This window comes from Diaphorobacter limosus (assembly GCF_033100095.1).
In the GTDB taxonomy this organism is placed as follows: Bacteria; Pseudomonadota; Gammaproteobacteria; order Burkholderiales; family Burkholderiaceae_C; genus Alicycliphilus; species Alicycliphilus limosus.
Genome location: NZ_CP136921.1, coordinates 1,594,518 through 1,621,253, shown reverse-complemented (window position 1 = coordinate 1,621,253; position 26,736 = coordinate 1,594,518). Strand labels below are relative to the sequence as shown.

Genomic DNA, 26,736 nt, shown 5'->3' with positions numbered 1-26,736 from the left:
GCTTGCTTTCTTCAATGGGACACGGCTTGCGGCTGGCGCATGGCGCGCAGCACGACGACGACAAACAGCAGCCCGCCAATGATGGCGATCAGCCCGCCCAGGCCCATCAGGCCCATGCCGGCAACTTCGGCCGTGCTGCGCAGCACCTGATCGGTGCCGGCCACCTTGCGCTGCACGCCATAGCCGCCAGACCAGACCAGACCGATGATGTGCATGAGCTGGCCCATGCCATACAGCCAGGGCTGCAAGGTCGCCATGCGCCCCTGCGGGGCCTGGTAGCCCAGGGCCGGAAGGATGCGGTAGACCGCGCCCATCAGGGCCAGCGTCACGCCGACGATGCTGCCGTGGTAGTGCGCCGGAATGCGCACATTGCTGCCGTGGATGAAGACGCCGATCACGCCGCCGGCGGCAAACAGCAGCACCGAGGACAGCAGGGCCGCGCGCAGCGGGCGCAGCGCGGCATCGTTTGACAGGCGCACAGTCAGCACGCCCAGCACGGCCGCCAGGGCCACCGGCACGATGGCCGGGCCGCCGCCCAGGCGCATGGCCCAGGTCAGCAGGTTGCGGTGCTCCACCGAGGTCACGTCATGTGCCAGATAGGCCACGGGGGTGACGAAAACACCCGCCAGGGCCAGCAGCAGCAATAGCACGGTGATGCGTGGACTGAGCACGATGCGCGCGCCGCAGGCGTTCGCCAGCCACAGCCAGGCGACGAGCATCAGCAATGTCCAGGTGAACTGCAGCGCATGGCCGCCGCCCCAGAACAGGATTTCGTAATACGCCTTGCCGTGCAGGCTGGTGGGCAACACGATCCACGACCAGGCAAAGCACAGCAGGGCCACGGCGGTGGCCACGCCGGCCGCGTTCAGGCCAAAGCCCAGCGCACCTTGCCCGTCAAGTTGCTGCCCGATGCGCGGGGTGGTCAGCAGGCTGCGCAGCACCAGCAGCGTGGCGCCCAGGCCAAACACCACCAGCCCGGAGAGAAACAGCGGGGATTCGAGCACCGGGATGTAGTTGGCCATGATGGGCTCGCCCGGGTTCAGGAACGGCGCCAGCGCCATGGCCAGGGTGCCGCCCCCCGTCACCCACAGCGCCAGCCAGCCCAGCCCAGCCGCACGTGGCCGGCCGTACAGGCTCCATAGCAGACCGGCCATTGCGACAAACCAAACCAGCACCGACAGATCCACATGCAGCACCAGGGCAATATGGAAGAAGTTGCCCGAAGGCAGCCACTGGTTCACATAGGGCGTGCGTGAGGCGACCAGGAGGATGGAAAACAGGCCCGAGCCGATCAGCGCCGCCAGCCCCAGCCACAACCACCCGCGTGCCAGCGGCAGGCGGGCATCGTTGGGCAGGCTGAGCTCATAGTTGGCGCGCGCTTGCGCGGCTGCCGGCTCGGCAACAGGGGATGTTGCAGGCCGGTCGGGATAGGGCGAGGCGTGGGAGCTCATTGCAAGACAATGCCTCCCTTGTCGGTGCTGTAGTCAATCACCAGCACCTGTGCCGGCTTGAGGGTGACGGTCTCGTCAATCTGCGAGGTGAACTGCTCCGACTTCTGGTTGTCCTTGAAACGCACGGCGATCTGGTGTTGGCCAGCGCTCACGTTCAGGCGCTGGTACAGCGTGGAGGCGCCATCGCGCGACAGGCCCGAGGGTGGCGAGGTGTGCGCCAGCACGGTCTTGCCGTCGATGTCCACTTCAATCGACACGGGCGAGCGCTCCCGTTCGCACTTCTCCGCCTTGCGCATGTTCGGCGGCATCTTGGCCTGCTCCTCGGCCGTGTAGGGGCGGCACTCGGCCACGCGCGCTCCGTGGTGGATGAAGCTGACCTTGATCTGCGCCATGTCCTCGGGCAGTGGGTGGTATACCGGCCAGCGTGAAAACACGCCCAGCGCGACGGCAAAGCCGCCGTACAAGAGCGCCTGGCCAGTCCAGTTGAGTGCGCGTTTCATCAATGACTCTCCTCAGAAACAGATTGCGTTGCCGTGCGGCTGCGCTGGCGCATGTCGTCCAGCGCGGCCGCCAGCCTGTGTTCATCGCCGCTATCGGTCCAGGCGACCTGCCAGCGATCCTGGGGTACCGAACGGCGCAGATGGGGTTCTCTCTCGCCTGTCAGGCGCTGCGCCGTCCAGCGTTGCCCCAGGCGGTATTCGCAGCCGCCTTCACGACAGCCGTTGATCAGCACGCCATCGGCGCCGTGGCGCAGGGCGTATTCGACAAATGAGGGTGGCAGGGCGCCCGCGCATACCAGCTTGAAATGCAGCACATCGGGCGCTTGCAGTTGCGAGTGTATGCCCTGGGCGCAGCCAAAGACCACGAAGCGCTCGGGGCCAGGCATGGCATGCAGGCTCTGGATCAGCTGCGTGCGCAGATCGTTGACCGGCCATTGCGGCATGTCTATGCCCGTCACCAATTGCTCGGCGCTGCGAAACGGTGTGGATGATGGGCAGGAGCCGGCGCAGATGCCGCAGCTGGCGCACAGGTCGCTGTTCACCTGTGCCAGGCGCATGCCCGGCTTGGCGTTCGGATGCGGCACCATGGTGATGGCGGAGTAGGGGCAGTCGTCAAAGCAACGCGAGCAGCCGCTGCAATGTTCGGGATAGACCACGGCCACGGCCTCGCGCGCACGGCCAGGCCACAGCGGCGGCAGCGCCAGCAGTGCAAAGGCCAGGCCCAGCAACACCCAGACGGTGGTCGGCGAGGTGGCATCAACCAGCGGGTGTATGAACAGCAGCCACCAATCCAGCGCCAGGGCCGTGGGCTGGCTGCGCAGGTCTGCCGGGCCCTGGCTGTGAACGGGTAGCAGCAGGGCGAGCAGCAGCAGTGTCAGGAAGGTGCCCCAGGCCAGCGGGCGTGGTGGAAATACCTTGGCCAGCGCGATGCGCTGTATGTGAAACCACAGGCCGAACACCATCAGCAGCGGCATGCCGATGTGGATGAAGATGAACAGGGTGAATAGCCGGTCGCTGAGGCTCACGTCACCCAGGAAGTTGCGCGCCAGGGAGGCGCCCAGAATCGGCAGGGCATCGAGCCAATCGGCGGTGGCCACCACCGAGTACTGGCCCAGGCGATCCCAGTTGAGCCAAAAGCCACCCACGGCGCTGACAAAGGCCAGGCCCACCAGGGGCACGCCCGTCCACCAGATTGCCCTGCGCCAATGCCGGTAGCGCCCCAGCAGCCACTCGCGCAGGATATGCATGCCCATGACGACGACGAAGGCGTCTGCTGCGTAGCGGTGCACGCCGCGCAGGGCCGTGCCCAGCATCCATGGAACATCGGCGAGCGCGGCGATGGACTGATAGGCGCCGGCGGCAGAAGTGTCCAGCACGATGTAGAGAATGCTGCCGCTGGCCACCAACAGCCATAGCAGCATGAAACCCAGCGCGCCCAGGTGTTTCAGCGGGTTGGCTGCGGCGCCAAACGCCATGTCAAGGCCGTGTTCCAGCGTGCGGTAGGCGCTGGCAAGGCGGGGCAGTGGGGGCGGGGTTGTGGCGGGGCCCTGGACGGGCAGGGCGGAGCCTGGCAATGACATGGGACTGGCGTTGCGCATCAGGCGTTGCGCATCCCCTTGCTACGAGCCATCTTGCGGCTGCTGCGCCATTCGTTGATGAAAAAGATCAGCATCAGGACGAAAAACGTCACGCCGCCGGCAATTTGTATGGGAAGCGTGTAATCGACCTTATAGGTGCCGGTCTTGGGATCGAACACCGTGCACAGGATGCGCACCCTGTCCACCAGATGCTCGATCAGTTCGTTGGACTCGACAGGCTGGCCCGCCAGCAGCATTTTCAGCGGCTCGCCCAGCTCGGATGGGACGACGCCCTCGCCATATACCTGGCGCACGATGCGCCCCTCGCCATCCAGGATGGAAACCTGCAGCACATGGTCAAAGCCTGCCGGAGAGGCCTGAAAGACAAAGCCGAAATCCCGCGCCAGATCGGGCACGAGGGCTGCCGGCGGGCTTAAAAATTCCCAGTTCGGCTGGCGGATGCCGTATTGCGTGGCAAAGGACTTCAGGGCTTGTGGCGAGTCGGCCGGCTGGTTGAAGCCTATGCTCACCACGTTGAACTGGTTGGGCCCCACGCTTTTGAGCAGGCCCTCCACGGCTTCTTGCAGCGAGCGCGTGGTGGTCGGGCAAACCTGGAAGCAACCGGTATAGATGAAACTCACCAGCAGCGGCTTGCCGCGGTAGGACGCGAGGGAGGTAGGAACGCCCTCGCGGTTGAGCAGAATATGGTCACCGACCTTGCGGCCAATGGCGGCCTGGCTGGTGCGCAGCGCAGCTTCGCGATCCAGCCCCAGGTCGGTGGTGTTGGAGGAAGAGGCCATGGCCGGCAGCGCCAGCATCAGCCCCGCAGCGCACGTGGCAAGCGCGTGGCGTATGCGAAGCAAACTCAGGCAGGCCATGGCGTGGCTTTCCGTTTCAGCGCATCAGCGCGTCTATGCTGGCGGCAACCAGCAGCAGGCTCAGTTGAACCAGAGAGGCAAAAAACGAGCCCATGGCCGTGGCGCGCTCAGGCTTGCGTGCCAGCTGCCAGGACTTGCGCACGAAGTGCAGGCCGCCCACGAGGGCCCCTGCGCCGTACACCCATCCCGCGCCAAAGGCCAGGGGTGCCAGCGAGGCAAGGAACAGGGCGATGGTACTCAGGAGCACGGTGCGCGCGGCGCGCTCGGGCCCTACGACCACCGGCAGCATGGGAACGCCCGCCTGGGCATAGTCAGCGCTGTTGGCGATGGCCAGGCTCCAGAAATGCGGCGGCGTCCACAGGAACAGCACCAGTGCCAGCAGCCAGGGCAGCGGGCCCAGGCCGGGATCGACCGCGGCGGCGCCGGCCAGCACGGCAAAGCTGCCGGCCAGACCGCCGATGACGATGTTCATGGCGGTGCGGCGCTTGAGCCACAGGGTGTAGACCACCCCGTAGAAAAACGCGCCCAGAAAAACATGCAGGGCCGCCACGGCGTTGAGCACCAGCCAGGCCGATGCCACCGCCACCGCCAGCAGCACGGCCATCAAGACCAGCCAGGCGGGGTGGTGGGGCAGGGCCCCGGTGGCGAACGCGCGCCGACTGGTGCGCCGCATCAGCCGGTCGCTCTCAAACTCCACATACTGGTTGAACGCTCCTGCACTGGCCGACGCCATCAGCACGGAGATGGCCAGCACCAGCGCCTGCACGAAGCTGGGCGCGGGCCCTGGCGTCACCGCCATGCCTACGAGCGCGGTAATCATGATCAGCACGCCTATGCGCAGCTTGAACAGCGAGATGACGTCGCGCGCCATCTGCGCCGTGCTGCGCCCTGCGGGCTTGAGCGTTGTGGTATGCATGACGCAGGGCTCCGGATCAGCTCAGACCCCACAGCTGGCCGAGGTACTTCCAGTTCACGAAGTAGTACAGCACAAAGGTCACGAGGAAGAACATGGCCAGCACAAAGGTGCCAGGGGCCACGAAGCCAGCCGAGCCGTAGGTCTGCGCGGCGGCAGTCGGGGCAGCACGTGCAACCGGGGTGAACTTCGGGCTGGTCACGCCAGCGTCGAGCTTCTTGCCCCACAGCAGCGAACCCACGGTCACGTACACGTAGATAACACCACCGGCAATGGCTGCGACGCCACTGATACCGACCAGGCCCATCATCAGGTAGGCCGCTCCTGGCCATTCATAGGCCAGGGCGTTGCCGCTGAAGGCCATGTCCCAGTGACGGCGTGACACACCCAGCGTACCCGCGCCCATCATGACCAGGCAGAAGAAGTACATCGAGAAGCCGAACAAATAGGGCTGCAGACGTGCCAGACCCGGGGCGATCATCTCGCGGCGGAACAGCGAGGGGATCAGGAAGTAGGTCAGCGCCATGAAGGTCAGCGTGGTACCCACCACCACGGTGGCGTGGAAGTGACCGGGCACGTAGATGGTGTTGTGGATCAGCAGGTTCAGCTGTTCGGTACCCATCATCACGCCGGTAGTGCCGCCCAGGAAGCCGAAGCCCACGAGTGCGATGAAAACGCCGGAGAACGTGGGGTTGCTCCAGGGTGCCTTGCGCAGCCACTCGAACAAACCCTTGTTGTAGCCGCGTGCGCGTTGCGCCACTTCCATGGCGCCCGGGATCGACAGGGCGTGGATCATGGAACCCAGCACGGCAAAGTACATGAAGTAGCTGGTGTTGACCACCTTCCACTCGGTGCTGACGCCGGGATCGGCGAGGATGTGGTGGGCACTGGCCAGTTGCAGGAACAGGATGTACAGCAGGAAGGCGCCACGGCTGACGCGCTCGGACATGGGTTTGGCACCGAAGGCGATGGCCGCCACGGCGTACCAGATGGAGATATGGGCCGCCACGTTGATCTGCTGCGACGAGTGGCCGAAGGCCCACCAGACAACGCGGTACATCAGCGGGTCAACACTCTCCAGCAGTCCGATGGACACGAAGAAGGTCGGCACCAGGACGCCAGCGCCCGACAGAATGGTGAATACCGCGATGATGGCTGCGGTCGTGGCGCCGAAGGTAACCAGTGGGACTGAGCCTTCGTAGGTCTTGTCGCGCTTGGCAACGACCAGCGTACCGAAGAACACAAAGCAGGCAACCAGGGCGCCCACGGCGAACAGGATCAGGCTCAGGTAGAACGACCAGTGCGCCATCATGGGCACATAGGAGGTCATCATCACGCTGGACTCGCCCTGGAACACCACGATGTTGTTCCACACGGCGCCGATGAGCATCAGCGCAAAGCCCAGCCAAGCTATTTTTGGCGTGGCAATGCGACAGCGCAACAGCGTCGATGAGGCGAAGTACAGGACTGCGACTTCAAAGAAGATGATCCAGAAGATCAGCATGTCGATGCCGTGGGCCGTGAGCACCATGTAGAAGGTGTCGGCCGGCAGCCAGTGCACGGCGGGCCAGCGGGTCAGCACCACGCCAATGGCCAGCAGGCCGCCCACGAGCAGGGCGACCACGGCCATAAAGGCGTTGGCAATCATGAGTTTCTCGGCCTGGGCCTCGAATTGCAGGCCCGTGCGCGGGCAGGTACGGTAAGTGGTAGTCATGGGGTGTCTCCGCTTACTTCACGTAGATGCGACCCACCATCTCGTGGTGGCCAATGCCGCAAAACTCGTTGCAGACAACGGAAAAAGTGCCGGACTCGTTGGGCGTGACCTTGATCACGTGCTCATAGCCGGGCACGACCTGGATGTTGATGTTGGTGGGTTGCAGAGAAAAGCCGTGGTTGTAGTCCATCGAGCTCAGATGCAGCTTGTAGGTCTTGCCCTTCTCCAGCTCGAGGATCGGCCAGAAATTCCACAGGCGCGCGATCATGTACACGTCTGCACCCTCGGGTGGAGCCACCACGGGGATTTTTTGCTCCAGCTCAGTGCGCACCGTCCATTTGTCCACGGCTGCTTGCGCTTGCGCGGCAAATTTCTCAGGCGTGGTTTTGTAGGTTTCGGTGGACAGGTTCTGTTTTCCGTAGATGTGCCAGCCCACCATCATGAAGAACATGACCATGCACCAGACAAAGGAAATGAGGATCCAGAGGCCCTCGACACGGTCGAGAGGGTGTTTCCACCACAACCGCTCTGAGGGAGGGAGTATTGCGCTCATGGGGTCGGCTCCTCTTATTTGGCCAATGGAATGGTCAGGATGTCTAAAACTCCCCATAGGTTGTATACAACCATTGGGATCATCACGCCCAGAAACAGCAGTAGAAATGGGCTGTCTAGCAGCTGCTGTATGAGCGGAACGCTCTCGTTCTCATCGTCATGGTGGCTCATGGTCTTCTCCTTAAAAGGCTTTTCAGCACCCTGGATTCTTGACTGTTATGCTGGGTTGACCCATGAACTATGTCAAGGTTTGGTAAACGGACGAATTCAGGGAAAACACTTGGTTTTGGTGTTGGCGGCGGTCAATCCATGGCCGCTGAAAGCCCATGCCCAAGGTCTTTGCATGTGCACGCCGCAGTCCGATGGTGCAGCATGCCGACTTGCCTGAGATCAATTGCAGGTTGACCTATATCAATCAAGTGGTGCGATCGTGCCTGCCTTTGGTCGCAAGCACGGCAATCACGCGTGCCCGCACCTCGGGCAGCAACTGCGTCTCGAACCATGGGTTGCGCTTGAGCCAGCCGTTGTTGCGCGGGCTGGGATGGGGCAGGACGACGGCCGCGGGCCAGTGGCGCTGCCAGTTTTGTACCGCCTGGGTCACGCCCGAGCGCTCTTCGGGCATATGCCAGGCGAGCGCGTACTGACCCAGCACCACGGTGAAGGCCAGACGCGGTAAATGCGCCAGCAACTGTGCGCGCCACGCCGGAGCACATTCCGGGCGGGGAGGCGCATCGCCCGAGATCCCCTTGCCGGGATAACAAAAACCCATGGGCAGGATGGCCACCTGCGATGGATCGTAGAACTGTTCGGGCGTCAGGCCCAGCCAGTCGCGCAGCCGCTGGCCGCTGGCGTCGTCAAACGGGATGCCCGAGGCATGCACCTTGCGCCCCGGCGCCTGGCCTGCAATCAGTATGCGCGCACCGCTGCCGGCCTGAAGCACTGGCCGGGGGCCAAGGGGCAGGTAGTCCGCACAGATCGTGCAGGCGCGCACGCGGTGCAACAGGGCGTGGAGTGATTCGTGGCGGGGCATGGCAGCTTGCGTGACCGGCCATTGTCGATCTCCGGTGGCTTTGCCCGCTACCATCGCCGGATTGCCTGCCCCTGCCTGTCATGAACGCTGCTGCTGCCCATCAACCCCTGGCCGAACGCCTGCGCCCGCGCACCCTCGGTGAGGTCGTTGGCCAGCAGCATGTGCTGGGCCCGGGCATGCCGCTGCGCCTGGCGTTCGAGTCGGGGCGGCCGCACAGCTGCATCCTGTGGGGGCCACCGGGTGTGGGCAAGACCACCATTGCGCGCCTGATGGCGCAGGCGTTCGACGCCCAGTTCATCAGCATCAGCGCCGTGCTGGGCGGGGTCAAGGACATACGCGATGCGGTGCAGCTGGCCGAAAGCGCACGCGACGGCTTGATGGGGCAGCGCACCATCGTCTTTGTGGACGAGGTGCACCGTTTCAACAAGAGCCAGCAGGATGCTTTCTTGCCGCATGTGGAAAGTGGGCTGTTCACCTTCGTGGGGGCGACGACGGAGAACCCCTCGTTCGAGGTCAACTCGGCGCTGTTGTCGCGCGCCGTGGTCTATGTGCTGCAGCCTTTGGGCAGCGAAGACTTGAAGCAAATTATCATCAAAGCCCAGGAGCTGCAAGCGCTACCAGCTATTGAAAATGAAGCAACCGAGCGGCTCATCGCCTATGCCGACGGCGATGCGCGGCGCCTGCTCAATACGCTGGAAACGCTGGCCATCACGGCCAGCCAAGCGGGCCTGGCGCTGATCGAGGATGACTGGGTCGTGCGCGTGCTTGGTGAGCGCATGCGCCGCTATGACAAGGGTGGCGAGCAGTTCTACGACACCATCAGTGCGCTGCACAAGTCAGTGCGCGGCTCCGATCCTGACGCCGCCCTGTACTGGCTGGTGCGCATGCTCGATGGCGGCGCCGACCCGCGCTACATGGCCCGGCGCATCGTGCGGATGGCCTGGGAGGATGTCGGCCTGGCCGACCCGCGTGCCATGCAGATCGCCAACGAGGCCGCGCAGACCTATGAGCGCCTGGGCTCGCCGGAGGGTGAGCTGGCCCTGGCCCAGGCCGTGCTCTATCTGGCGGTGGCGCCCAAGAGCAACGCCGGCTACATGGCCTACAACAAGGCGCGCGCCTTTGTGAAGCAGGACGGCACCCGCCCCGTGCCCATGCACCTGCGCAATGCGCCCACGCAGCTGATGAAGCAGCTGGACTATGGCAAGGGCTATCGCTACGCACATGACGAGGAGGGCGGCTTTGCCGCCGGCGAAAGCTATCTGCCAGATGGCATGGAGCCGACGGGCTTTTACGCCCCCGTGCCGCGCGGTTTGGAGATCAAGATAGCCCAGAAGCTTGACGAGTTGCGCGCACGCAACAGCGCTGCAAAATTGCCGGCGCAGAAGTAAACGCCTGCACCGAAAGCCAGGGAAAACACCGCCCCAGGCTGCCCGCCGGCGGCGCCAAAGCCGTGACAAAATTCCGCTTCCAACCCGCGCAGACCTTTGGCTCGCGGGTTTTTTGGTAAATGGCAGACGGGCCCACAAGGCTGCACCGTGCATGGGTGCCTGCTGCTGGGAACGTCAATACAAAGGACTTTTTCTTATGGACATCTTGCTGCAACAGATCATCAATGGTCTGGTTCTCGGCAGCATGTACGCCTTGATAGCCTTGGGCTATACCATGGTGTACGGCATCATCCAGCTCATCAATTTCGCCCATGGGGAGGTGCTCATGATCGGGGCGCTGACCAGCTGGAGCTGCATCGGCTTGATGCAGGACGCCATGCCTGGCGCGCCGGGCTGGCTCGTGCTGCTGCTGGCGACGGTGATCGCCTGCGTAGTGGCGGCGGCGTTGAACTACACGATCGAGAAGGTCGCCTACAAGCGCTTGCGCAACAGCCCGCGCCTGGCACCGCTGATCACAGCCATCGGCATGTCCATCCTGCTGCAGACGCTGGCCATGATCATCTGGAAGCCCAATTACAAGCCCTATCCCACCTTGTTGCCGGCCGCGCCGTTCGAGGTGGGCGGCGCCGTGATCACCACCACCCAGGTGCTGATCCTGGCGGTCACGGTGATCGCCCTGGCGGCCATGGTGTATCTGGTGAGCTACACCCGCCTGGGCCGCGCCATGCGCGCCACTGCCGAGAACCCGCGTGTGGCGGCACTCATGGGCGTCAAGCCCGACATGGTGATCTCGGCCACCTTCATCATCGGCGCGGTGCTGGCGGCGATCGCCGGCATCATGTGGGCGGCCAACTACGGCACGGCCCAGCACACCATGGGTTTCCTGCCGGGGCTCAAGGCCTTCACGGCGGCGGTGTTTGGCGGCATTGGCAACCTGACCGGTGCCGTGGTGGGCGGTGTGTTGCTGGGCCTGATCGAGGCCATTGGCTCGGGCTACATCGGCACCCTGACCGGTGGCGTGCTGGGCAGCCACTACACCGACATCTTTGCCTTCATCGTCCTCATCGTCATCCTGACACTGCGCCCCTCGGGCCTGCTGGGTGAGCGTGTGGCCGACCGCGCCTAACGAGGAGCCACAACATGAAAAACAACAAGCTCCAATGGATTCTGGGTGGTATCGCGCTGCTGGTGCTGCCGCTGGTGTTGCAGTACTTTGGCAACGCCTGGGTGCGCATTGCCGATCTGGCACTGCTGTATGTGATGCTGGCCCTGGGCCTGAACATCGTGGTCGGCTATGCCGGCCTGCTGGATCTGGGCTACGTGGCCTTCTACGCCGTGGGCGCCTACATGTTCGGCCTGCTGGCCTCGCCGCACCTGACGGAGAACTTTGCCTGGTTTGCCGCGCATTTCCCAGATGGCATGCACCTGTCTCTGTGGGTGGTGATTCCGCTGGCCCTGGTGCTGGCGGCCTGCACGGGGGTGCTGCTGGGCATACCGGTGCTCAAGCTGCGCGGCGACTACCTGGCCATCGTGACGCTGGGCTTCGGTGAAATCATCCGCATCTTCCTGAACAACCTGGATCACCCGGTCAACCTCACCAATGGTCCCAAGGGCCTGGGGCAGATCGACTCGGTGAAGATCTTCGGCCTGGATCTGGCAAAGCGGCAGGAGCTGTTCGGCTTCGACATCAACTCGGTGACGATGTACTACTACCTGTTCCTGGCCCTGGTGTTGATCACCATCGTCATCTGCTATCGCCTGCAGGACTCGCGCATAGGCCGCGCCTGGATGGCCATCCGCGAAGATGAGATCGCCGCCAAGGCCATGGGCATCAACACGCGCAACATGAAGCTGCTGGCCTTCGGCATGGGGGCCTCATTCGGCGGCGTCTCGGGCGCCATGTTCGCGGCCTTTCAGGGCTTTGTCTCGCCCGAGTCATTCAGCCTGATGGAGTCGGTGATGATCGTCGCCATGGTGGTGCTGGGCGGCCTGGGCCATATCCCGGGGGTGATCCTGGGCGCCGTGCTGCTGTCCGCCCTGCCCGAGGTACTGCGCTATGTGGCCGGCCCCCTGCAGGCCATGACCGACGGGCGCCTGGACGCGTCCATCCTGCGCCAGCTGCTGATTGCCCTGGCGATGATCATCATCATGCTGCTGCGCCCGCGTGGCCTGTGGCCTTCGCCCGAGCATGGCAAGAGCCTGGCGAGCAAGTCCTGACACCACGCATAGAGCAAGAAAATGACAGATACATCGAAAGACGTGGTTCTCAAGGTCGCGGGCATTTCCAAACGCTTTGGCGGCCTGCAGGCGCTGTCGGGCGTGGGCATCACCATACAGCGCGGTCAGGTCTATGGCCTGATCGGCCCCAATGGCGCCGGCAAGACGACGTTCTTCAACGTCATCACCGGCCTGTACACGCCCGACGCGGGTACCTTCGAGCTCGCGGGCCGGCCCTATGAACCCACGGCGGTGCACAAGGTGGCCCAGGCCGGCATTGCGCGCACCTTCCAGAACATCCGCCTGTTTGCCGAAATGACGGCGCTGGAGAACGTGATGGTGGGGCGGCATATCCGCACCCACTCGGGCCTGTTTGGTGCCGTGTTCCGCACCCAGGGCTTCAAGCAGGAAGAGGCCGCGATTGCCAAGCGTGCGCAGGAGCTGCTGGACTATGTGGGCGTGGGCAAGTACGCCGACTTCAAGGCACGCACGCTGTCCTACGGCGACCAGCGCCGTCTGGAGATCGCGCGCGCCCTGGCCACCGATCCGCAGCTGATCGCGCTGGACGAGCCCGCGGCCGGCATGAACGCGACCGAGAAGGTGCAGTTGCGCGAACTCATCGAGCGCATCCGCCAGGACAACCGCACCATTCTCATCATCGAACACGACGTCAAGCTCATCATGGGCCTGTGCGACCGCGTCACGGTGCTCGACTATGGCAAGCAGATCGCCGAAGGCACGCCTGCCGAGGTGCAGAAGAACGAGAAAGTGATTGAGGCCTACCTGGGAACGGGGGGGCATTGATATGGCCGATACCAACAACAAGCAAGTACTGCTCAAGGTCACGGGCCTGAAGGTGGCCTATGGCGGCATCCAGGCCGTCAAGGGCGTGGACATGGAGGTGCGCGAGGGCGAGCTGGTCACGCTGATCGGCTCCAACGGCGCCGGTAAGACCACCAGCATGAAGGCCATCACCGGCGGCCTGGGCATGAACGATGGCGACATCGAATACCTGGGCCGAAGCATCAAGGGCCGTGGCGCCTGGGATCTGGTGCGTGATGGCCTGGTGATGGTGCCCGAGGGCCGCGGCGTGTTCGCGCGTATGACCATCACCGAAAACCTGCTCATGGGCGCCTATACACGCAATGACAAGGCCGGCATCGACGCCGATGTGGAGAAGATGTTCAACATCTTCCCGCGCCTGCGCGAACGCAAGGACCAGCTGGCCGGCACCATGAGCGGTGGCGAGCAGCAGATGCTGGCCATGGGCCGCGCGCTGATGAGCCAGCCCAAGGTGCTGCTGCTGGACGAGCCCTCCATGGGGCTGTCACCCATCATGGTGGACAAGATCTTCGAGGTGGTGCGCGACGTGTACGCCCTGGGCGTGACCATCGTGCTGGTCGAGCAGAACGCCAGCCGGGCGCTGGCCATTGCCGATCGCGGCTACGTGATGGAGTCCGGCCTGATCACCATGACCGGCGCGGGGCAGGATCTGCTGTCGGATCCGCGTGTGCGCGCGGCTTATCTGGGCGAGTGAGGCAGCGCCCGCGAAGTCCAAGGCACCGCCCTGGTGGTGCTTTTGTTTTAATAGCTATTGGCGCTTGTTGCATATGCGCTAGGGCGCTATTTTTCTAGTGATTTTGACTGCGCCATGCATGTCCTGCAATCCCTGCCCATCCCGCTGCAGACCATCTTGCTGCTGGTGGCAAGCAATGTCTTCATGACCCTTGCCTGGTATGGGCACCTGAAGAATCTGGCCACGGCGCCGTGGTACGTGGCGGCCCTGGTGAGTTGGGGCATCGCGCTGTTCGAATACCTGCTGCAGGTGCCGGCCAACCGCATCGGCCATGCACAGTTCAGCGTGGGCCAGCTCAAGATCATGCAGGAGGTCATCACGCTGACCGTGTTCGTCCCTTTCGCGGTGTTCTATCTGAACGAGCCGCTCAAATGGGACTATCTCTGGGCTGGTTTGTGCCTGGTCGGCGCGGTGTATTTCATCTTTCGCAGCGCCTGAACGGCCCGTCCTTTGGGGCGTGTCAGTAGTTGTACTGCAGGCCCAGCGTGGCCGCATCCACGTCCGACAGGCGGTCGGCAAAGTGCAGGCGCTGGCGCTCCCACTGCAGCACGGCAGACCATTGCGGCGTGAAGGCCCAGCGCAGCCCTGCGCCGTAAGACAGGCCAAAGCCGCTTCCCTTGCCCAGTTGCACGCCATAGCCGCCCACCCCCCGGGTGTCGGTGCGGCCGTAGAAGGTGCCCAGCTTGCCCTGCAGATCCAGCTGCGTGCCCAAGGGCAGGCGCCCCACCAGGCTGAAGTTCAGGCCGCGGGCGCTGCTGTTGCCGCCGATGCGGCGCGCCTTGCCCAGATCCAGGTAGCCCAGCTCCAGCCCCAGGTTGGGGTGGAAAAACGCGCCGGCATACAGCTTGATGGCGCTGCCGCCATCGTCGAAGTCGAAACCGCCGCTGCCGCTGCGCAGGTCATACCTGGAGGCACCCGCGCCCAGTCCCACATAGCCACCATACATTCCCGCAGCCCGGGGCATGGGCGCTTGCGCCAGGCCGGCAGCGGCAAGGCCCGTGAGCAGGGTGGCGCAGAGCAGTTGACGAAGCGTGGATGGCATGACCCCTCCTGGGGGGCGATTGGTTTTTACTTCAATCTACGGCCGGCAATGGGTGCGCCTTGTGGGCCTGGGCGATGCCACGGGGTGAGAAAAATCCTACAGCAATCAGGGTTTGCCCTGGCATTCCGGGAGCCTGCGAGCCGGCGGTTAAACTCGCACCTTTCGCAGTTTTGTCACACGATGGTCAACTCTGCGTCGTACTACGCACGAAGGTTCGATCAGGAGTCGACATGTTGTTTGGAAAGCTGTTGCCCCGCGAGGGCAATTTTTTCGAGATGTTCAACCAGCATGCCGACCGTATTGTCGAAGCGGCGCGCGCTTTTTCGCAGCTGGTGGCCAATTACAGTGACACCCATCTGCGTGACCAGTACAACCAGGACGTGGACAACGCCGAACGCGCTGCCGACCGCGTGACCCACGAGGTCAATCGCACGCTGCACCAGACGTTCATCACGCCCATCGATCGCGAACAGATCCACTCGCTGATCAACACCATGGACGATGTGGCCGACCTGATCCAGGACTCGGCCGAGACCATGGCGCTGTATGACATCCGCCACATGACCGAAGAAATTTCACGCCTGACGGACTTGAGCGTCAAGTGCTGCGAGCGCGTGCGCGATGCCGTGAAGATGCTGTCGCGCATTGCCGATCCGGCCGTGGCCGAGGCCGCGCTCAAGACCTGCGAGGAGATCGATCGCCTGGAGGGTGACGCCGACCGCGTGCTGCGCAGCGCCATGAGCAAGCTGTTCCGCGAGGAAACCGATGTGCGCGAGCTGATCAAGCTCAAGGCCATCTACGAGCTGCTCGAAACCATCACCGACAAGTGCGAGGACGTGGCCAACCTCATCGAGGGCGTGATCCTCGAAAACTCCTGAGCCCAGGCATAAGCTTTTCTACACCATGGATACGGTACAAACCGCCCTATGGGTCGTGGTCGTGCTGGTGGCGCTGGCCATTCTGTTCGACTTCATGAACGGGTTTCATGACGCGGCCAACTCGATTGCCACCGTGGTTTCCACGGGTGTGCTCAAACCCACGCAGGCCGTTGTCTTTGCGGCCTTTTTCAACTTTGTGGCGATCTTCGTGTTCCACCTCAGCGTGGCCGCTACCATCGGCAAGGGCATTGCCGATCCGGGCGTGGTGGACACCCATGTGATCTTTGGCGCCCTGGTGGGCGCCATCACCTGGAACGTCATCACCTGGTATTACGGCATCCCCAGCAGCTCCTCGCATGCGCTGATTGGCGGCATCGTCGGCGCGGTGGTGGCCAAGTCGGGCTCGGGTGCGCTGATGGCCAGCGGCATCATCAAGACCGTGGCCTTCATCTTCATCTCCCCGCTGCTGGGCATGGTGCTGGGCTCGGCCATGATGGTGCTGGTGGCCTGGGTATTCAGGCGCACGCGACCGATCAAGGTGGACAAATGGTTCCGCCGCCTGCAGCTGGTGTCCGCCGGCGCCTACAGCCTGGGCCATGGCGGCAACGACGCGCAAAAAACCATTGGCATCATCTGGCTGCTGCTCATCGCCACCGGCTATGCCTCGGCTGCTGACAGCGCGCCGCCCACCTGGGTCATCGTCTCGTGTTATGCGGCCATAGGCCTGGGCACCATGTTTGGCGGCTGGCGCATCGTCAAAACCATGGGGCAGAAGATCACCAAGCTCAAGCCCGTGGGCGGCTTTTGTGCCGAGTCGGGCGGGGCGCTGACGCTGTTCTTTGCCACCGCCCTGGGCGTGCCCGTGTCCACCACCCACACCATCACCGGCGCCATCGTCGGCGTGGGCTCCACCCAGCGCGCCAGCGCCGTGCGCTGGGGTGTGGCGGGCAACATCGTCTGGGCCTGGATTCTGACCATTCCGGCCAGCGCCTTTGTCGCCGCAATTGCCTACTGGATCAGCCTGCAGCTGTACTGATTGCTATTAAAATAATAGCTATTGATGCTTGACAGATGGGCGCTATCGGCCATTTTCACTGAGAAATCTTGCGCGCTTCCTCGATCTGGTATTCGTAGTAGCGCTGCAGGCTGAAGGCAATGCTGGCCATCAGCACGGCAGTGCCCACCAGCAGCGATAGCGCCACGGCAAACACCGTGAACCAGTTGGTGCGCCCAGGCGCGGCGTCGGCCGCGGCGGTCTGGTTGAAGCGGGCATTCCATTTTTCCGGGGCCATCAACCCGTAGACGATGGCGCACAGCGCGCAGCCGGCGATCGTGAAACCCAGCAGCGGGATCAACAGCCAGCTCAGCTGATCGTCCTGACCCCATTGCTGCACGCGCTGTAGGCCGTACACCCCCAGCGCCGTCGGCACCGGCAGCAGCCAGCCGAGCATGTCGCCAAAGCCAAACAGGTAGAAGCGGTGCAGCCCCAGCGGCCCCCCGAGGAATGCGAGCCAGGTGGCGAGGGTCTTGTTCTTCATGGGTGGGGTGATGGTTGTGGCGTTATTCGGGAGCGCTGCTGTCGCCTGCGCCCAGGGGCTTTTCCATGAGCACGATGTCGCGCCAGGCGCCAAACTTCCAGCCCACGGAGCGCATCACGCCGACCTCGGTGAATCCGGCAGCGCGGTGCAGGGCGATGGAGCCGGCGTTGGCCGAATCGCCGATCACGGCCAGCAGCTTGCGCATCCCTGCGGCCTGCGCCTGCTCGGCCAGGGCGTCGAGGAGCAACCGGCCCACGCCGAGCCCCCGGGCTGCATCGGCCACGTAGACCGAGTCCTCGGCCGAATAGCGATAGGCGGGGCGCGGCTTGAACCAGTTGCAGTAGGCAAAGCCCAGTACCTGACCTCCTTCCTCGGCCACCAGATGGGGCAGGCCCCTGGCCAGCACCTCGGCGCGGCGCGCCGCCATGTCCTGGCTGCTGGGCGGGTCGACCTCGAAGGTGCCCGTGCCGTGCAGCACATGGTGGGCGTAGATGGCGGTGATGGCGGCGATGTCGCCGCCAATGCTGGCGCGTATGGTGGGCATTTGCGTGGATGGGGCTATAATTGCCGGCTTTGCTGCGTGTCGCTGGCCGGGTGGCCAAGTCGCGTGTCTCAAACGCCGCAAAAACTCATGCAGCAACCGCTGCGTCCACCCGAAGGATTCATTATGGTCGTGATTCGACTCTCCCGCGGCGGCTCCAAGGGCCGTCCGTTCTTCAACATCGTCGTTGCCGACAAGCGCGTGCGCCGTGACGGCCGCTTCATCGAGCGTCTGGGCTTCTACAACCCTTCCGCCAAGGGCGGCGAAGAGACCCTGCGCATCGCCCAGGATCGCCTGACGTACTGGACGGGCGTGGGCGCGCAAGCCTCCCCCACCGTGGATCGCCTGATCAAACAAGCCGCCAAGCAGGCCGCCTGATCGGTTCACAGTCCCGAAAAGGGCGGGCCCCGTTGGTACAGCTGACGGGCCCCGCCTTTTTTCATGCACGATTCTTTTCGTCCTGCCGCCGCCATGCCTCAGCCCCCCATTCTCGAAGCCAGTGAACTGCCCCCTGACGCGGTGGAGGTTGGTCGCATCACCGATGCCTGGGGCGTCAAGGGCTGGTTCAAGGTCTTGCCCTACAGCAGCGACCCCGAGGCCTTGCTGGCCTCCAGGGCCTGGTTTTTGCAGCCTGCCGAGCGGGGCGCGAAGAGCTTCTTTGCCGGCACCGTGTTGCTCCCGATACGCCAGGCGCGCACGCATTCCGACACCATCGTGGCCTGGGCGCAGGGCGTGGACGATCGCGACGGCGCCGAGGCGCTGCGCGGCGCGCGCATCTTTGTGCCACGCGGGAGTTTTCCTGCGGTCGGCGATGACGAGTACTACTGGGTCGACCTGATCGGCCTGGCCGTGGTGAACCGCGAGGGCGTGCCGCTGGGCACCGTGCGTGATCTGCTGCCCACCGGACCGCAGACCACGCTGGTGCTGGGCTACGAGCATGAGGGCAAGGCGCAGGAGCGCATGATCCCCTTCGTTTCGGCCTTTGTGGACAAGGTGGATCTGGCCGGGTGCTGCATCACGGTGGACTGGCAACCTGACTACTGAAGCCCCCATGCGCTTTGACGTCATCACCCTGTTCCCCGAGCTGTTCGAGCCTTTTCTGGCCAGCGGCGTGACGCGGCGTGCCTACGCCGCGGGCCAGGTGCAGGTGCGGCTGTGGAGCCTGCGCGACCATGCCGAGGGTAACTACCGCCGCGTCGATGACCGCCCGTTTGGCGGCGGCCCCGGCATGGTGATGATGGCCGAACCGCTGGCGCGCTGTCTGGCCGCCATCCGCGCCGATCGTGCAGAAGCGCAGGCGGCGCCGCTGGTGCTGTTCTCGCCCATAGGCCGCAGGCTGGATCACGCGGCGGTGCAGGACTGGTCGGCGGGGGCGGGTGCGGTGCTGCTCTGCGGCCGCTATGAGGGTGTGGACCAGCGCTTCATCGACGCCCATGTGGACATGCAGATCAGCCTGGGCGACTTTGTGCTCTCGGGCGGCGAGATCGCGGCCATGGCCCTGCTGGATGCCGTGGCGCGCCTGCAGCCGGGTGTGCTGCACGACGAGGGCAGTCACCAGCTCGATAGCTTCAACCCGGCCCTGGATGGCCTGCTGGACTGCCCTCACTACACCCGGCCCGAGCAATGGCAGGGCCGCGGCGTGCCGGCTCCGCTGCTGTCGGGCCACCATGCGCAGATCGAGCGCTGGCGTCGCGATCAGCGCCTCGTGACCACGGCGCGCCATCGACCCGACCTGCTCCAGGCGGCGCGCGAGCGTGGGTTGCTCACGCGCGCAGATGAGGCAGTGCTAGCGCAAAACCCACTATAATCGCAGGTTCTCGATCCTCTGGCCGGCCGCTATGGGCACATGCGCAGCATGATCAGCCGAATAGCCACAAGGCGCCAATAGGGGCGCCGCAGCCAATCCTGGCGCGTCCATGATCGTTGGAAACCAAACCATGAATCTGATCCAGATCCTCGAGCAGGAAGAAATCGCCCGCTTGAACAAGACCATTCCCGCATTCGCTCCTGGCGACACCGTCATCGTCAGCGTGAACGTGGTCGAAGGCAGCCGCAAGCGCGTGCAGGCCTACGAAGGCGTGGTGATCGCCAAGCGCAACCGTGGCCTGAACAGCGGCTTCACCGTGCGCAAGATCTCCAGCGGCGAAGGCGTGGAACGCACGTTCCAGACCTACAGCCCGCTGATCGCCGGCATCGAAGTCAAGCGCCGTGGCGATGTGCGCCGTGCCAAGCTGTACTACCTGCGCCAGCGCAGCGGCAAGTCGGCACGCATCAAGGAAAAGCTGCCGTCCCGCGTCAAGGTGGCCGCAACCGCCGCGTAATTCACGCGGCGCAAGCCTCAAGCTGCAAAACCGCTACAGTGCGCAGGCCTGTAGCGGTTTTTTCATTCCTGGTGCTGTTTTGTGAGCTCATTTCGCCCCATTGGCTCTGATGCGGCGACGGTGATTTCCTCGCTGTCGTCGCTGCCCGACTTTGACCCACGTACCGTGCCGCTGGTGGGTGTGGACGGCCATTTGCCGGCGGTCCCAGCGGCGGCGCAGACCCCCGATGCATTGCGCCGGCGCTTTGCCACGCCGCCACTGTGGACGCCGGAGATCGTGCGCGAGAAGAAGTTCGTGCAGCGCCCACCGGCCGAGGCGGCGGTGTTGGTGCCCATAGTGCAGCGTGAGCGGCCCACGGTGCTGCTCACCGAACGCACGGCCCACCTGTCCACGCACAAGGGGCAGGTGGCCTTTCCTGGCGGGCGCAGCGACCCCGAGGATCTGGATGCCGCCGCCACAGCCCTGCGCGAGACGCATGAGGAAGTGGGGCTGGAGGCGGGCAGCGTGGAGGTGTTGGGCCAGCTGCCGATCTATGTGACTGGCAGCTCCTTCATCGTCACGCCCGTCGTGGCCCTGGTACGGCCGGATTTTGTGCTGGCGCCCAACCCGGACGAGGTGGCCGACGTATTCGAGGTGCCGCTCGACTTCCTGCTCAATCCGGCGCACCACGAACGCCATGCGCTGGAGTGGCAGGGCCTGCGCCGTGAGTGGTTTGCCATGCCCTACCAGGACGGTGCGCGCCAGCGCTACATCTGGGGCGCCACGGCGGCCATGCTGCGCAACTTCTACCGCTTCATGCTGGCGTGACTGCAGGCGCGGCGGCCTGCCGGGCGGCGCCGCTATCATTGCCGCCATGAGTTTCTTTGCCATCCTGTTCGCCTTGCTGATCGAGCAGGCGCGGCCGCTGGCCCGCAGCAACCCCATCCACGCCGGCCTGCGCGCCTGGGCCCTGTCGGTATGCCGCAGTTTTGATGCCGGACAGTCCCGGCATGGCTGGGTGGCCTGGAGCCTGGCCGTACTCGTGCCGCCGGCGTTTGTGCTGGCCGTGCATTGGGCGCTGCTGCATTGGCTGGGCTGGCCCCTGGCGCTGCTGTGGAGCGTGGCCGTGCTCTACCTCACGCTGGGTTTTCGCCAGTTCAGTCATCACTTCACGGCCATACGTGATGCGCTGGAGGATGGCGACGCCGCCGAGGCACGCGCGCTGCTCGCACGCTGGAAGCAGGTGGATGCCAGCGAGCTGCCGCGCAGCGAGATCGTGCGCCATGTGATCGAGTATTCGGTGATTGCGGCGCACCGCCATGTGTTTGGCGTGCTGGCGTGGTACTCGGTGTTCGCGGCGCTGGGCCTGGGGCCGACCGGTGCGGTGTTGTACCGGCTGGCCGAATTTGTGGCGCGCTACTGGGGGCGAGGGTCGCGCGTGGTCACGGCCCATCCGCCCAGTGAGTCACTGCAACGCGCGGCGGAGCAGGCCTGGATGGTCATCGACTGGCTGCCGGCGCGCCTGACGGCGATGAGCTTTGCCGTGGTGGGCAGTTTCGAGGAGGCCATCGACGGCTGGCGATTTCATGCCCAGCGCTTTCCCAACGACAACGATGGCGTGGTGCTGGCCGCCACGGCCGGCGCCATCAACGTGCGCTTAGGGGGAGAGGCGCTGCGCAGCCGCGCCGGCGCCGAGCTTGCCGCCGATTTTGAGGCCGGGGCCGACATGGCGGACAGCAGCAGCACGCCGGGCCGCGAGCCGGAGGTGGGCCACCTGCGCAGCGTGGTGGGCCTGGTGTGGCGCTCGGTCGTGGTGTGGATGCTGCTGCTGGCGCTGCTGACCCTGGCGCGCCTGCTCGGTTGATGCTATCAAATTAAAAGCTATTTACGCTTTATTGGCAGGCCCTACAACCGTATTTGTCCAATATCCATCAATAGGCGCTCTGGCTCAGTTCGGCGAACAATTCGCCATAGATGCGGTAGCGCTGCAGGCTGATGGCCTGCGCGTCCTGGCTCTCGCTCACCTGGGCCATCACGGCGCAGCCGGGCTCGTGCAGGTGGCTGCAGTTGTAGAAACGGCACCCGCCGGCATGCGCGGCAATGTCGGGCATGCAGCGCGCCAGATCGGTGGGCGCCAGGTGACGCAGACCGAACTCCTGAAAGCCCGGCGAGTCGATGAGCGCCGTGGTGCGCGCGCCGTCTATCCAGTACAGGCTGGTGGTGGTGGTGGTGTGCCGGCCGGAGTTCAGCGCCTGCGATATCTCGCCCGTCTGCGCCGCAGCCCCTGGTACCAGCAGGTTCACCAGGGTGCTCTTGCCTGACCCCGAAGGACCCAGGATCAGGGTGGTCTTGCCCGCCAGCAGCGGCAGCAGTGCATCGCGATCGACCGCGCCCGATTGCGTCAGCGACAGCGGCAGCACGCGGTAGTGGTGGCGCGTGTCTTGTTCGCCGCCCATATGGCGGTAGGGCCACAGGCGCTGCCAGGCCTGTGCAAAAGGCTCCACCAGGTCGCTTTTGTTGAGTGCTATCAGCGGTGTGATGCCGGCAGCCTCGGCCGCGATCAGGGCGCGCACGAGCTGGCTTTCGGAAAACACGGGCTCGGCGGCGATCAGGATCAGCACCTGATCGAGGTTGGCGGCAAAGGATTTGGTGCGCACCTCGTCCTGGCGGTAGAACAGGTTGCGCCGCTCCAGCACCTTTTCTATCGTGCCCTCGTCGCCATGGCCCTGCGCCTGGCCGGGGGCCGCGGCCTGCCACAGCACGCGGTCGCCCACGACGGCCTGGCTCTTCTTGCCGCGCGGGTGGCAGATGCGGCGCACGCCGTCGGCGCTCTCCACCACGCAGTGGCGGCCATGGCTGGCGACCACCAGGCCTTCGCTGCGCGTCATGGCGCGGCCAGCAGGGCGTCTATGCGCGTGGCGCAGTCGATGTCGGTGGCCGAGATGCCGCCCACGTCATGCGTATTCAGGCGCACCACGCAGCGGGCGTAATGCACCGACAGATCCGGATGGTGGTCCTGCGCATGGGCGATGAAGGCCACTGCGTTCACGAAGGCCATGGTCTCGTGGTAGTTGGCGAAGCGGTAGGTCTTCTCTATGGCCACATCGGCGCCGTCGCCGGAAAGCTGCCAGCCTGGCAGTTCGGTCAGTTTTACTACGATTTCAGTAGCTGACAGCGCGCGCCTGGTCTGCGTAGACCAGTCTTTTTTTGGAAACATCGAGGTCATGACTGGACGGCCACGGGCAGGCGCGCCAGGCGCTCCGTGGCGGGGGGGTGGGAGTAGTAGAACTTCACGTACACCGGGTCTGGCGTGAGCGTGGAGGCATTGTCCTGGTAGAGCTTGAGCAGGGCCGACGCCAGCTCGGTGCCGCTGGCCTGGCTGACTGCATAGGCATCGGCCTGAAACTCCTGGTGGCGCGAGATCTGCGCCATCAGCGGCTGGGCGAACAGCGTCAGCACCGGCACGGCCAGCAGGAACAGCAGCAGCGCCAGCGCGTCGTTGGGCGCCGAGCCGGGCAGGCCCTCGATCATCAGGTTGGGTTGCACGCCCAGGCCGGTGTAGAACCAGCCGCGCGTGGACAGCCAGCCGAGCAGTGCAAAGCCGGCCAGGCTGACGGCAAACATGCCCAGCATGCGGCGCGTGACATGTTTGTGCTTGAAGTGGCCCAGCTCATGCGCCAGCACGGCCTCGACCTCGGCGGGCGAGAGCTGCCTGAGCAGCGTGTCGAAGAACACCACGCGCTTGGCCGCGCCGAAACCCGTGAAGTAGGCGTTGGCGTGTGCACTGCGCCGGCTGCCGTCCATCACGAACAGGCCCTTGGCGGCAAAGCCGCAGCGCTGCATCAGCGCCGTCACACGCGCCTTCAGGGCCTCGTCGGCAAGCGGCTGGAATTTGTTGAACAGCGGCGCGATGAACACCGGGAACACCACCATCAGCAGCAGGTTGAAGCCCATCCACACGCCCCAGGCCCAGAGCCACCACAGCGGGCCGGCGGCGCCCATGAGCCACAGGATCAGCGCGGCGATCGGCAGGCCGATCACGGCCCCGATCAGCGTGGACTTGACCAGATCGGTCAGCCACAGCCGCGGCGTCATCTGGTTGAAACCAAAGCGCTGCTCGATGCGAAAGGTCTGGTACAGGCTGGCCGGCAGATCCAGGGCGCCACCGATGAGGGCAAAGCCGGCCAGCAGCGCCAGCTGCTGCGGCATGCCGCCGCCCAGCCAGGCCAGCAGCTGCTGGTTCAGGGCGTCCAGCCCGCCCAGCAGCGTCCAGCCCAGCACCACGGCGGTGGACAGGGCCATAGAGAGCAGGCCAAAGCGCGCCTTGGCGATGGTGTAGTCGGCCGCCTTCTGGTGCGCGGCCAGGGTGATGCGCTCGGCAAAGGCCGCCGGCACGGCGCCGCGGTGCTGCGCCACATGGCGGATCTGGCGCGTGGCCAGCCACAGGCGCAACGCCAGCCCGGCCAGCAGCAGGGCGGCAAACACCAGGGTCGTCAAGGTCGAGGGCGAGAGGAAGGGGGCGGTAGAGGAGGGCGGCATGGCCGCGCAAGTTTACGGCGACAATTTGCGCCATGTCTGAAACTGTCAATCCCACTGCCCCCACCCTTGCCAAATCCGACCAGAACCTTGTCTGGCTCGACTGTGAAATGAGCGGGCTCGACCCCGAAAAGGAATACCTGCTGGAGATCGCCGTGGTCGTCACCGGCCCCAGCCTGGAGCCGCGCGTCGAAGGCCCGGTGTTCGCCATCCACCAGAGCGACGCTGTGCTCGACGCCATGGATGCCTGGAACAAGGGCACCCATGGCAAGAGCGGCTTGATCGACAAGGTGCGCGCCTCCACCGTCAGCGAGGCCGATGCCGAGCAGCAGCTCATCGACTTCCTGTCGCTCTATGTGCCCAAGGGCTGCGTGCCCATGTGCGGCAACAGCATCGGCCAGGACAGGCGTTTCCTGGTCAAGTACATGCCCAGGCTGGAGGCCTTCTTTCACTACCGCAATGTGGATGTGAGCACGCTCAAGGAGCTGGCCAAGCGCTGGAAGCCCGAGGCCTACGCCAGCTTCAAGAAGGCGCAGCGCCACACCGCCCTGGCCGATGTGCATGAGTCCATCGACGAACTGCAGCACTACCGCCAGCAGTTGCTGGCCTTGTAAAGTTGAGCGGGTTCGTCAGATAATCGCCGGTTGTCTGCACACAGACCTTGCGTCGTCCAGGCCAGTGCGAAGTGCCTGGCATTGACGGGCATGTTTCGCACAATCTCAACCGGAATGTTCGCCATGCAATCCCCCATCATGAAATCCACCCTCGTGGCCGCTGCCGCCCTGGTTTGCGCCTCTGGCGCCCTGGCCCAGGAGCAGGTCGTCAAGATCGGCCACAGCGGCCCCCTGTCGGGCCCTAACACCTTCGCCGGCCGCGACAACGACAACGGCGTGCGCCTGGCCATCGAGGACCTGAACGCGCGCAAGATCAACGTGGGTGGCAAGACGCTGAAGTTCGAGCTGGTGTCCGAGGACGACCAGTGCGACGCCAAGGCGGGCGTGGCCGTGGCGCAGAAGTTCGTGGATTCGGGCGTGCGCTATGTCATGGGGCCGTACTGCTCGGGCGTGACCATTCCGGCATCGCGCGTCTATGACAACGGCGGCACCATGGTCTCCACCGTGGGCACCAACCCCAAGATCACCCAGGGCGGCTACAAGAACCTGTTCCGCATCGTGGCCAGCGACGAGAAGGCCGGCTCCAACATGGCGGGCTATGCCGCCAACGTGCTCAAGGTCAAGAAGGTCGGCGTGATCGACGACCGTACGGCCTTTGGCCAGGGGCTGGCCGATGAGTTCGCCAAGGAGGCGCAGAAGCTCGGCCTGACCGTGGTCGGCCGCGAGTTCACGACCGACAAGGCCACCGACTTCATGGCCATTCTGACCAACATGAAGGCCAAGCAGCCCGAGGTCATCTTCTACGGCGGCTACGCACCCCAGGCCGCGCCCATGGCGCGCCAGATGAAGCAGCTGGGCATCAACGCCAAGCTGCTGGGCGGCGACACGCTGTGCAGCCCCGAGATGCCCAAGCTGGGCGCCGACGCCGTGAACAACGTGGTCTATTGCGCCTATGCCGGCATGCTGACGGACAGCGACGCCGGTGCCAAGGCCTTCCAGGAGAAGTTCAAGAAGCGCTTCGGCCAGAACCCCGATGTCTATGGCCCGTTCTACTACGACCAGGTCATGAACATTGGCGAGGCCATGCAAAAGAGCGGCTCCATCGATCCCGCCAAGGTCGGCGCTTACATGCACCAGCAGACCTACAAGGGCGTGATGGGCGAGTATGCGTACGACGACAAGGGCAACCGCATCAAGGCGCCCATCGTCGTCATGACCTTCGAGGGCGGCAAGGCCAAGCCGCTGGCCAACTACTGAACCTGAGAGCCTGGCGATAACGGCCTGCGGCCAATACCACAGCAAGGGGGGCTTCAAAGCCCCCTTTTCTTTGGCCCCCTGCGGCGGCGTGCCGCTGCGGTGCCCGCTCGAAACTGCCGTGGTTCCATCCACCGCCCGGGCTGTGGTTCTTTCAAAACCACCCGCAGGCCGCCCATAGTCACGCGTACGGTGGCGTAAATCACAAGTCGCGGGCGGTTCTGCCATGTGGCAAAG

31 protein-coding genes are annotated in these 26,736 nt (G+C 64.6%); 16 read left to right on the top strand and 15 right to left on the bottom strand.

The window, feature by feature from the left end; genetic code table 11:
- Positions 1-11 precede the first annotated feature (11 nt).
- The 9 genes from P4826_RS07835 to P4826_RS07795 form a co-directional block, all read right to left on the bottom strand.
- Positions 12-1,451, bottom strand: coding sequence for a cbb3-type cytochrome c oxidase subunit I (locus P4826_RS07835; RefSeq protein WP_317703291.1), 1,440 nt, complete (start codon positions 1,449-1,451; stop codon positions 12-14).
- Positions 1,448-1,951 (bottom strand): hypothetical protein, encoded by a 504-nt coding sequence (locus tag P4826_RS07830; protein WP_317703290.1) that lies wholly within the window; start codon positions 1,949-1,951, stop codon positions 1,448-1,450. The genes P4826_RS07835 and P4826_RS07830 overlap by 4 nt, the downstream gene beginning before the upstream one ends.
- Positions 1,951-3,531 carry a hydrogenase iron-sulfur subunit gene (locus P4826_RS07825; protein ID WP_317703289.1) on the bottom strand — a complete coding sequence of 527 codons (1,581 nt, stop codon included), beginning with the start codon at positions 3,529-3,531 and terminating at the stop codon, positions 1,951-1,953. Before P4826_RS07825 ends, P4826_RS07830 begins: the two co-directional genes overlap by 1 nt.
- Before the next feature lie 17 nt (positions 3,532-3,548).
- Complete coding sequence (locus tag P4826_RS07820; protein WP_317703288.1) at positions 3,549-4,328, bottom strand: SCO family protein; 780 nt, start codon at positions 4,326-4,328, stop codon at positions 3,549-3,551.
- A gap of 94 nt (positions 4,329-4,422) precedes the next feature.
- Positions 4,423-5,322, bottom strand: a complete 900-nt coding sequence (gene cyoE / locus P4826_RS07815; protein WP_317703287.1) for a heme o synthase — start codon at positions 5,320-5,322, stop codon at positions 4,423-4,425.
- A 16-nt stretch (positions 5,323-5,338) separates the two neighbouring features.
- Positions 5,339-7,033 (bottom strand): cbb3-type cytochrome c oxidase subunit I, encoded by a 1,695-nt coding sequence (locus P4826_RS07810; protein ID WP_317703286.1) that lies wholly within the window; start codon positions 7,031-7,033, stop codon positions 5,339-5,341.
- A 13-nt stretch (positions 7,034-7,046) separates the two neighbouring features.
- The gene (locus P4826_RS07805) at positions 7,047-7,586 is read right to left on the bottom strand and encodes a cupredoxin domain-containing protein (RefSeq protein WP_317703285.1); all 540 of its coding nucleotides are present in this window, start codon (positions 7,584-7,586) and stop codon (positions 7,047-7,049) included.
- Between the two features lie 14 nt (positions 7,587-7,600).
- A complete protein-coding gene (locus P4826_RS07800; protein ID WP_317703284.1) occupies positions 7,601-7,756 on the bottom strand; it encodes a hypothetical protein in 156 nt (51 codons plus the stop codon).
- Between the two features lie 244 nt (positions 7,757-8,000).
- Positions 8,001-8,615, bottom strand: a complete 615-nt coding sequence (locus tag P4826_RS07795; protein ID WP_317703283.1) for a uracil-DNA glycosylase family protein — start codon at positions 8,613-8,615, stop codon at positions 8,001-8,003.
- 80 nt (positions 8,616-8,695) lie between these two features.
- On the opposite strand from P4826_RS07795, the gene P4826_RS07790 reads away from it, so the two are divergent.
- The 6 genes from P4826_RS07790 (at position 8,696) to P4826_RS07765 (ending at position 14,234) form a co-directional block, all read left to right on the top strand.
- Entirely contained in the window at positions 8,696-10,003 is a 1,308-nt protein-coding gene (locus tag P4826_RS07790; RefSeq protein WP_317703282.1) for a replication-associated recombination protein A, read from the top strand.
- A gap of 196 nt (positions 10,004-10,199) precedes the next feature.
- Positions 10,200-11,129, top strand: coding sequence for a branched-chain amino acid ABC transporter permease (locus tag P4826_RS07785; RefSeq protein ID WP_317703281.1), 930 nt, complete (start codon positions 10,200-10,202; stop codon positions 11,127-11,129).
- A gap of 14 nt (positions 11,130-11,143) precedes the next feature.
- Complete coding sequence (locus tag P4826_RS07780) at positions 11,144-12,220, top strand: ABC transporter permease subunit (protein ID WP_317703280.1); 1,077 nt, start codon at positions 11,144-11,146, stop codon at positions 12,218-12,220.
- 21 nt (positions 12,221-12,241) lie between these two features.
- Positions 12,242-13,024 (top strand): ABC transporter ATP-binding protein, encoded by a 783-nt coding sequence (locus P4826_RS07775; protein WP_317703279.1) that lies wholly within the window; start codon positions 12,242-12,244, stop codon positions 13,022-13,024.
- A 1-nt stretch (position 13,025) separates the two neighbouring features.
- The gene (locus P4826_RS07770) at positions 13,026-13,757 is read left to right on the top strand and encodes an ABC transporter ATP-binding protein (protein WP_317703278.1); all 732 of its coding nucleotides are present in this window, start codon (positions 13,026-13,028) and stop codon (positions 13,755-13,757) included.
- 114 nt (positions 13,758-13,871) lie between these two features.
- Entirely contained in the window at positions 13,872-14,234 is a 363-nt protein-coding gene (locus P4826_RS07765) for a DMT family protein (protein WP_317703277.1), read from the top strand.
- 22 nt (positions 14,235-14,256) lie between these two features.
- Here the strand turns inward: P4826_RS07765 and P4826_RS07760 are convergent, their stop codons facing one another.
- A complete protein-coding gene (locus P4826_RS07760; protein ID WP_317703276.1) occupies positions 14,257-14,838 on the bottom strand; it encodes an outer membrane beta-barrel protein in 582 nt (193 codons plus the stop codon).
- Between the two features lie 230 nt (positions 14,839-15,068).
- On the opposite strand from P4826_RS07760, the gene P4826_RS07755 reads away from it, so the two are divergent.
- Positions 15,069-15,716, top strand: a complete 648-nt coding sequence (locus P4826_RS07755; RefSeq protein WP_317703275.1) for a DUF47 domain-containing protein — start codon at positions 15,069-15,071, stop codon at positions 15,714-15,716.
- Positions 15,717-15,741: 25 nt separating this feature from the next.
- Complete coding sequence (locus P4826_RS07750) at positions 15,742-16,752, top strand: inorganic phosphate transporter (protein ID WP_317703274.1); 1,011 nt, start codon at positions 15,742-15,744, stop codon at positions 16,750-16,752.
- Positions 16,753-16,807: 55 nt separating this feature from the next.
- Here P4826_RS07750 and P4826_RS07745 read toward each other — a convergent pair whose 3' ends face one another.
- Positions 16,808-17,254: a TM2 domain-containing protein gene (locus P4826_RS07745; protein ID WP_317703273.1), complete on the bottom strand. Its 447-nt coding sequence runs from the start codon at positions 17,252-17,254 to the stop codon at positions 16,808-16,810.
- A 22-nt stretch (positions 17,255-17,276) separates the two neighbouring features.
- Positions 17,277-17,798 (bottom strand): GNAT family N-acetyltransferase, encoded by a 522-nt coding sequence (locus tag P4826_RS07740; RefSeq protein WP_317703272.1) that lies wholly within the window; start codon positions 17,796-17,798, stop codon positions 17,277-17,279.
- Between the two features lie 123 nt (positions 17,799-17,921).
- Here P4826_RS07740 and rpsP point away from each other — a divergent pair, with 123 nt between their 5' ends.
- The 6 genes from rpsP to P4826_RS07710 all read left to right on the top strand — a co-directional run bounded on the left by rpsP (position 17,922) and on the right by P4826_RS07710 (position 21,959).
- A complete protein-coding gene (gene rpsP / locus P4826_RS07735; RefSeq protein WP_317703271.1) occupies positions 17,922-18,173 on the top strand; it encodes a 30S ribosomal protein S16 in 252 nt (83 codons plus the stop codon).
- Between the two features lie 93 nt (positions 18,174-18,266).
- Positions 18,267-18,839 carry a ribosome maturation factor RimM gene (rimM, locus tag P4826_RS07730; protein ID WP_317703270.1) on the top strand — a complete coding sequence of 191 codons (573 nt, stop codon included), beginning with the start codon at positions 18,267-18,269 and terminating at the stop codon, positions 18,837-18,839.
- 7 nt (positions 18,840-18,846) lie between these two features.
- Positions 18,847-19,602: a tRNA (guanosine(37)-N1)-methyltransferase TrmD gene (trmD, locus tag P4826_RS07725; RefSeq protein ID WP_317703269.1), complete on the top strand. Its 756-nt coding sequence runs from the start codon at positions 18,847-18,849 to the stop codon at positions 19,600-19,602.
- Positions 19,603-19,732: 130 nt separating this feature from the next.
- On the top strand, positions 19,733-20,116 hold the full coding sequence (gene rplS, locus P4826_RS07720) for a 50S ribosomal protein L19 (RefSeq protein ID WP_317703268.1): 384 nt from the start codon (positions 19,733-19,735) through the stop codon (positions 20,114-20,116).
- A gap of 123 nt (positions 20,117-20,239) precedes the next feature.
- Positions 20,240-20,923, top strand: coding sequence for a CoA pyrophosphatase (locus P4826_RS07715; protein ID WP_317703737.1), 684 nt, complete (start codon positions 20,240-20,242; stop codon positions 20,921-20,923).
- 46 nt (positions 20,924-20,969) lie between these two features.
- Positions 20,970-21,959, top strand: coding sequence for a CobD/CbiB family protein (locus P4826_RS07710; RefSeq protein ID WP_317703267.1), 990 nt, complete (start codon positions 20,970-20,972; stop codon positions 21,957-21,959).
- A 67-nt stretch (positions 21,960-22,026) separates the two neighbouring features.
- Here P4826_RS07710 and rsgA read toward each other — a convergent pair whose 3' ends face one another.
- Genes rsgA through P4826_RS07695 form a run of 3 tightly spaced genes read right to left on the bottom strand, consistent with a single transcriptional unit; the run spans position 22,027 to position 24,634 of the window.
- Positions 22,027-22,983: a ribosome small subunit-dependent GTPase A gene (gene rsgA, locus P4826_RS07705; RefSeq protein ID WP_317703266.1), complete on the bottom strand. Its 957-nt coding sequence runs from the start codon at positions 22,981-22,983 to the stop codon at positions 22,027-22,029.
- Positions 22,980-23,321 carry a 4a-hydroxytetrahydrobiopterin dehydratase gene (locus tag P4826_RS07700; protein ID WP_317703265.1) on the bottom strand — a complete coding sequence of 114 codons (342 nt, stop codon included), beginning with the start codon at positions 23,319-23,321 and terminating at the stop codon, positions 22,980-22,982. The genes rsgA and P4826_RS07700 overlap by 4 nt, the downstream gene beginning before the upstream one ends.
- Entirely contained in the window at positions 23,318-24,634 is a 1,317-nt protein-coding gene (locus P4826_RS07695) for a M48 family metallopeptidase (protein WP_317703264.1), read from the bottom strand. Before P4826_RS07695 ends, P4826_RS07700 begins: the two co-directional genes overlap by 4 nt.
- Positions 24,635-24,666: 32 nt before the next feature.
- On the opposite strand from P4826_RS07695, the gene orn reads away from it, so the two are divergent.
- A complete protein-coding gene (gene orn / locus P4826_RS07690; RefSeq protein WP_317703263.1) occupies positions 24,667-25,245 on the top strand; it encodes an oligoribonuclease in 579 nt (192 codons plus the stop codon).
- A 123-nt stretch (positions 25,246-25,368) separates the two neighbouring features.
- On the top strand, positions 25,369-26,502 hold the full coding sequence (locus tag P4826_RS07685) for a branched-chain amino acid ABC transporter substrate-binding protein (protein WP_425605243.1): 1,134 nt from the start codon (positions 25,369-25,371) through the stop codon (positions 26,500-26,502).
- Positions 26,503-26,736 lie beyond the last annotated feature (234 nt).

Coding starts and splice junctions, on each gene's coding strand:
- P4826_RS07820 (WP_317703288.1), bottom strand. CDS start 4,328: ATGGCCTCTTCCTCCAACACCACCGACCTGGGGCTGGATCGCGAAGCT.
- P4826_RS07810 (WP_317703286.1), bottom strand. CDS start 7,033: ATGACTACCACTTACCGTACCTGCCCGCGCACGGGCCTGCAATTCGAG.
- P4826_RS07760 (WP_317703276.1), bottom strand. CDS start 14,838: ATGCCATCCACGCTTCGTCAACTGCTCTGCGCCACCCTGCTCACGGGC.
- P4826_RS07710 (WP_317703267.1), top strand. CDS start 20,970: ATGAGTTTCTTTGCCATCCTGTTCGCCTTGCTGATCGAGCAGGCGCGG.
- P4826_RS07755 (WP_317703275.1), top strand. CDS start 15,069: ATGTTGTTTGGAAAGCTGTTGCCCCGCGAGGGCAATTTTTTCGAGATG.
- rimM (WP_317703270.1), top strand. CDS start 18,267: ATGCCTCAGCCCCCCATTCTCGAAGCCAGTGAACTGCCCCCTGACGCG.
- orn (WP_317703263.1), top strand. CDS start 24,667: ATGTCTGAAACTGTCAATCCCACTGCCCCCACCCTTGCCAAATCCGAC.
- P4826_RS07800 (WP_317703284.1), bottom strand. CDS start 7,756: ATGAGCCACCATGACGATGAGAACGAGAGCGTTCCGCTCATACAGCAG.
- rsgA (WP_317703266.1), bottom strand. CDS start 22,983: ATGACGCGCAGCGAAGGCCTGGTGGTCGCCAGCCATGGCCGCCACTGC.
- P4826_RS07785 (WP_317703281.1), top strand. CDS start 10,200: ATGGACATCTTGCTGCAACAGATCATCAATGGTCTGGTTCTCGGCAGC.
- P4826_RS07685 (WP_425605243.1), top strand. CDS start 25,369: ATGCAATCCCCCATCATGAAATCCACCCTCGTGGCCGCTGCCGCCCTG.
- P4826_RS07805 (WP_317703285.1), bottom strand. CDS start 7,586: ATGAGCGCAATACTCCCTCCCTCAGAGCGGTTGTGGTGGAAACACCCT.
- P4826_RS07700 (WP_317703265.1), bottom strand. CDS start 23,321: ATGACCTCGATGTTTCCAAAAAAAGACTGGTCTACGCAGACCAGGCGC.
- P4826_RS07790 (WP_317703282.1), top strand. CDS start 8,696: ATGAACGCTGCTGCTGCCCATCAACCCCTGGCCGAACGCCTGCGCCCG.
- P4826_RS07795 (WP_317703283.1), bottom strand. CDS start 8,615: ATGCCCCGCCACGAATCACTCCACGCCCTGTTGCACCGCGTGCGCGCC.
- P4826_RS07750 (WP_317703274.1), top strand. CDS start 15,742: ATGGATACGGTACAAACCGCCCTATGGGTCGTGGTCGTGCTGGTGGCG.
- cyoE (WP_317703287.1), bottom strand. CDS start 5,322: ATGCATACCACAACGCTCAAGCCCGCAGGGCGCAGCACGGCGCAGATG.
- P4826_RS07765 (WP_317703277.1), top strand. CDS start 13,872: ATGCATGTCCTGCAATCCCTGCCCATCCCGCTGCAGACCATCTTGCTG.
- trmD (WP_317703269.1), top strand. CDS start 18,847: ATGCGCTTTGACGTCATCACCCTGTTCCCCGAGCTGTTCGAGCCTTTT.
- P4826_RS07740 (WP_317703272.1), bottom strand. CDS start 17,798: ATGCCCACCATACGCGCCAGCATTGGCGGCGACATCGCCGCCATCACC.
- P4826_RS07830 (WP_317703290.1), bottom strand. CDS start 1,951: ATGAAACGCGCACTCAACTGGACTGGCCAGGCGCTCTTGTACGGCGGC.
- P4826_RS07825 (WP_317703289.1), bottom strand. CDS start 3,531: ATGTCATTGCCAGGCTCCGCCCTGCCCGTCCAGGGCCCCGCCACAACC.
- P4826_RS07835 (WP_317703291.1), bottom strand. CDS start 1,451: ATGAGCTCCCACGCCTCGCCCTATCCCGACCGGCCTGCAACATCCCCT.
- rplS (WP_317703268.1), top strand. CDS start 19,733: ATGAATCTGATCCAGATCCTCGAGCAGGAAGAAATCGCCCGCTTGAAC.
- P4826_RS07780 (WP_317703280.1), top strand. CDS start 11,144: ATGAAAAACAACAAGCTCCAATGGATTCTGGGTGGTATCGCGCTGCTG.
- P4826_RS07695 (WP_317703264.1), bottom strand. CDS start 24,634: ATGCCGCCCTCCTCTACCGCCCCCTTCCTCTCGCCCTCGACCTTGACG.
- P4826_RS07775 (WP_317703279.1), top strand. CDS start 12,242: ATGACAGATACATCGAAAGACGTGGTTCTCAAGGTCGCGGGCATTTCC.
- P4826_RS07745 (WP_317703273.1), bottom strand. CDS start 17,254: ATGAAGAACAAGACCCTCGCCACCTGGCTCGCATTCCTCGGGGGGCCG.
- rpsP (WP_317703271.1), top strand. CDS start 17,922: ATGGTCGTGATTCGACTCTCCCGCGGCGGCTCCAAGGGCCGTCCGTTC.
- P4826_RS07770 (WP_317703278.1), top strand. CDS start 13,026: ATGGCCGATACCAACAACAAGCAAGTACTGCTCAAGGTCACGGGCCTG.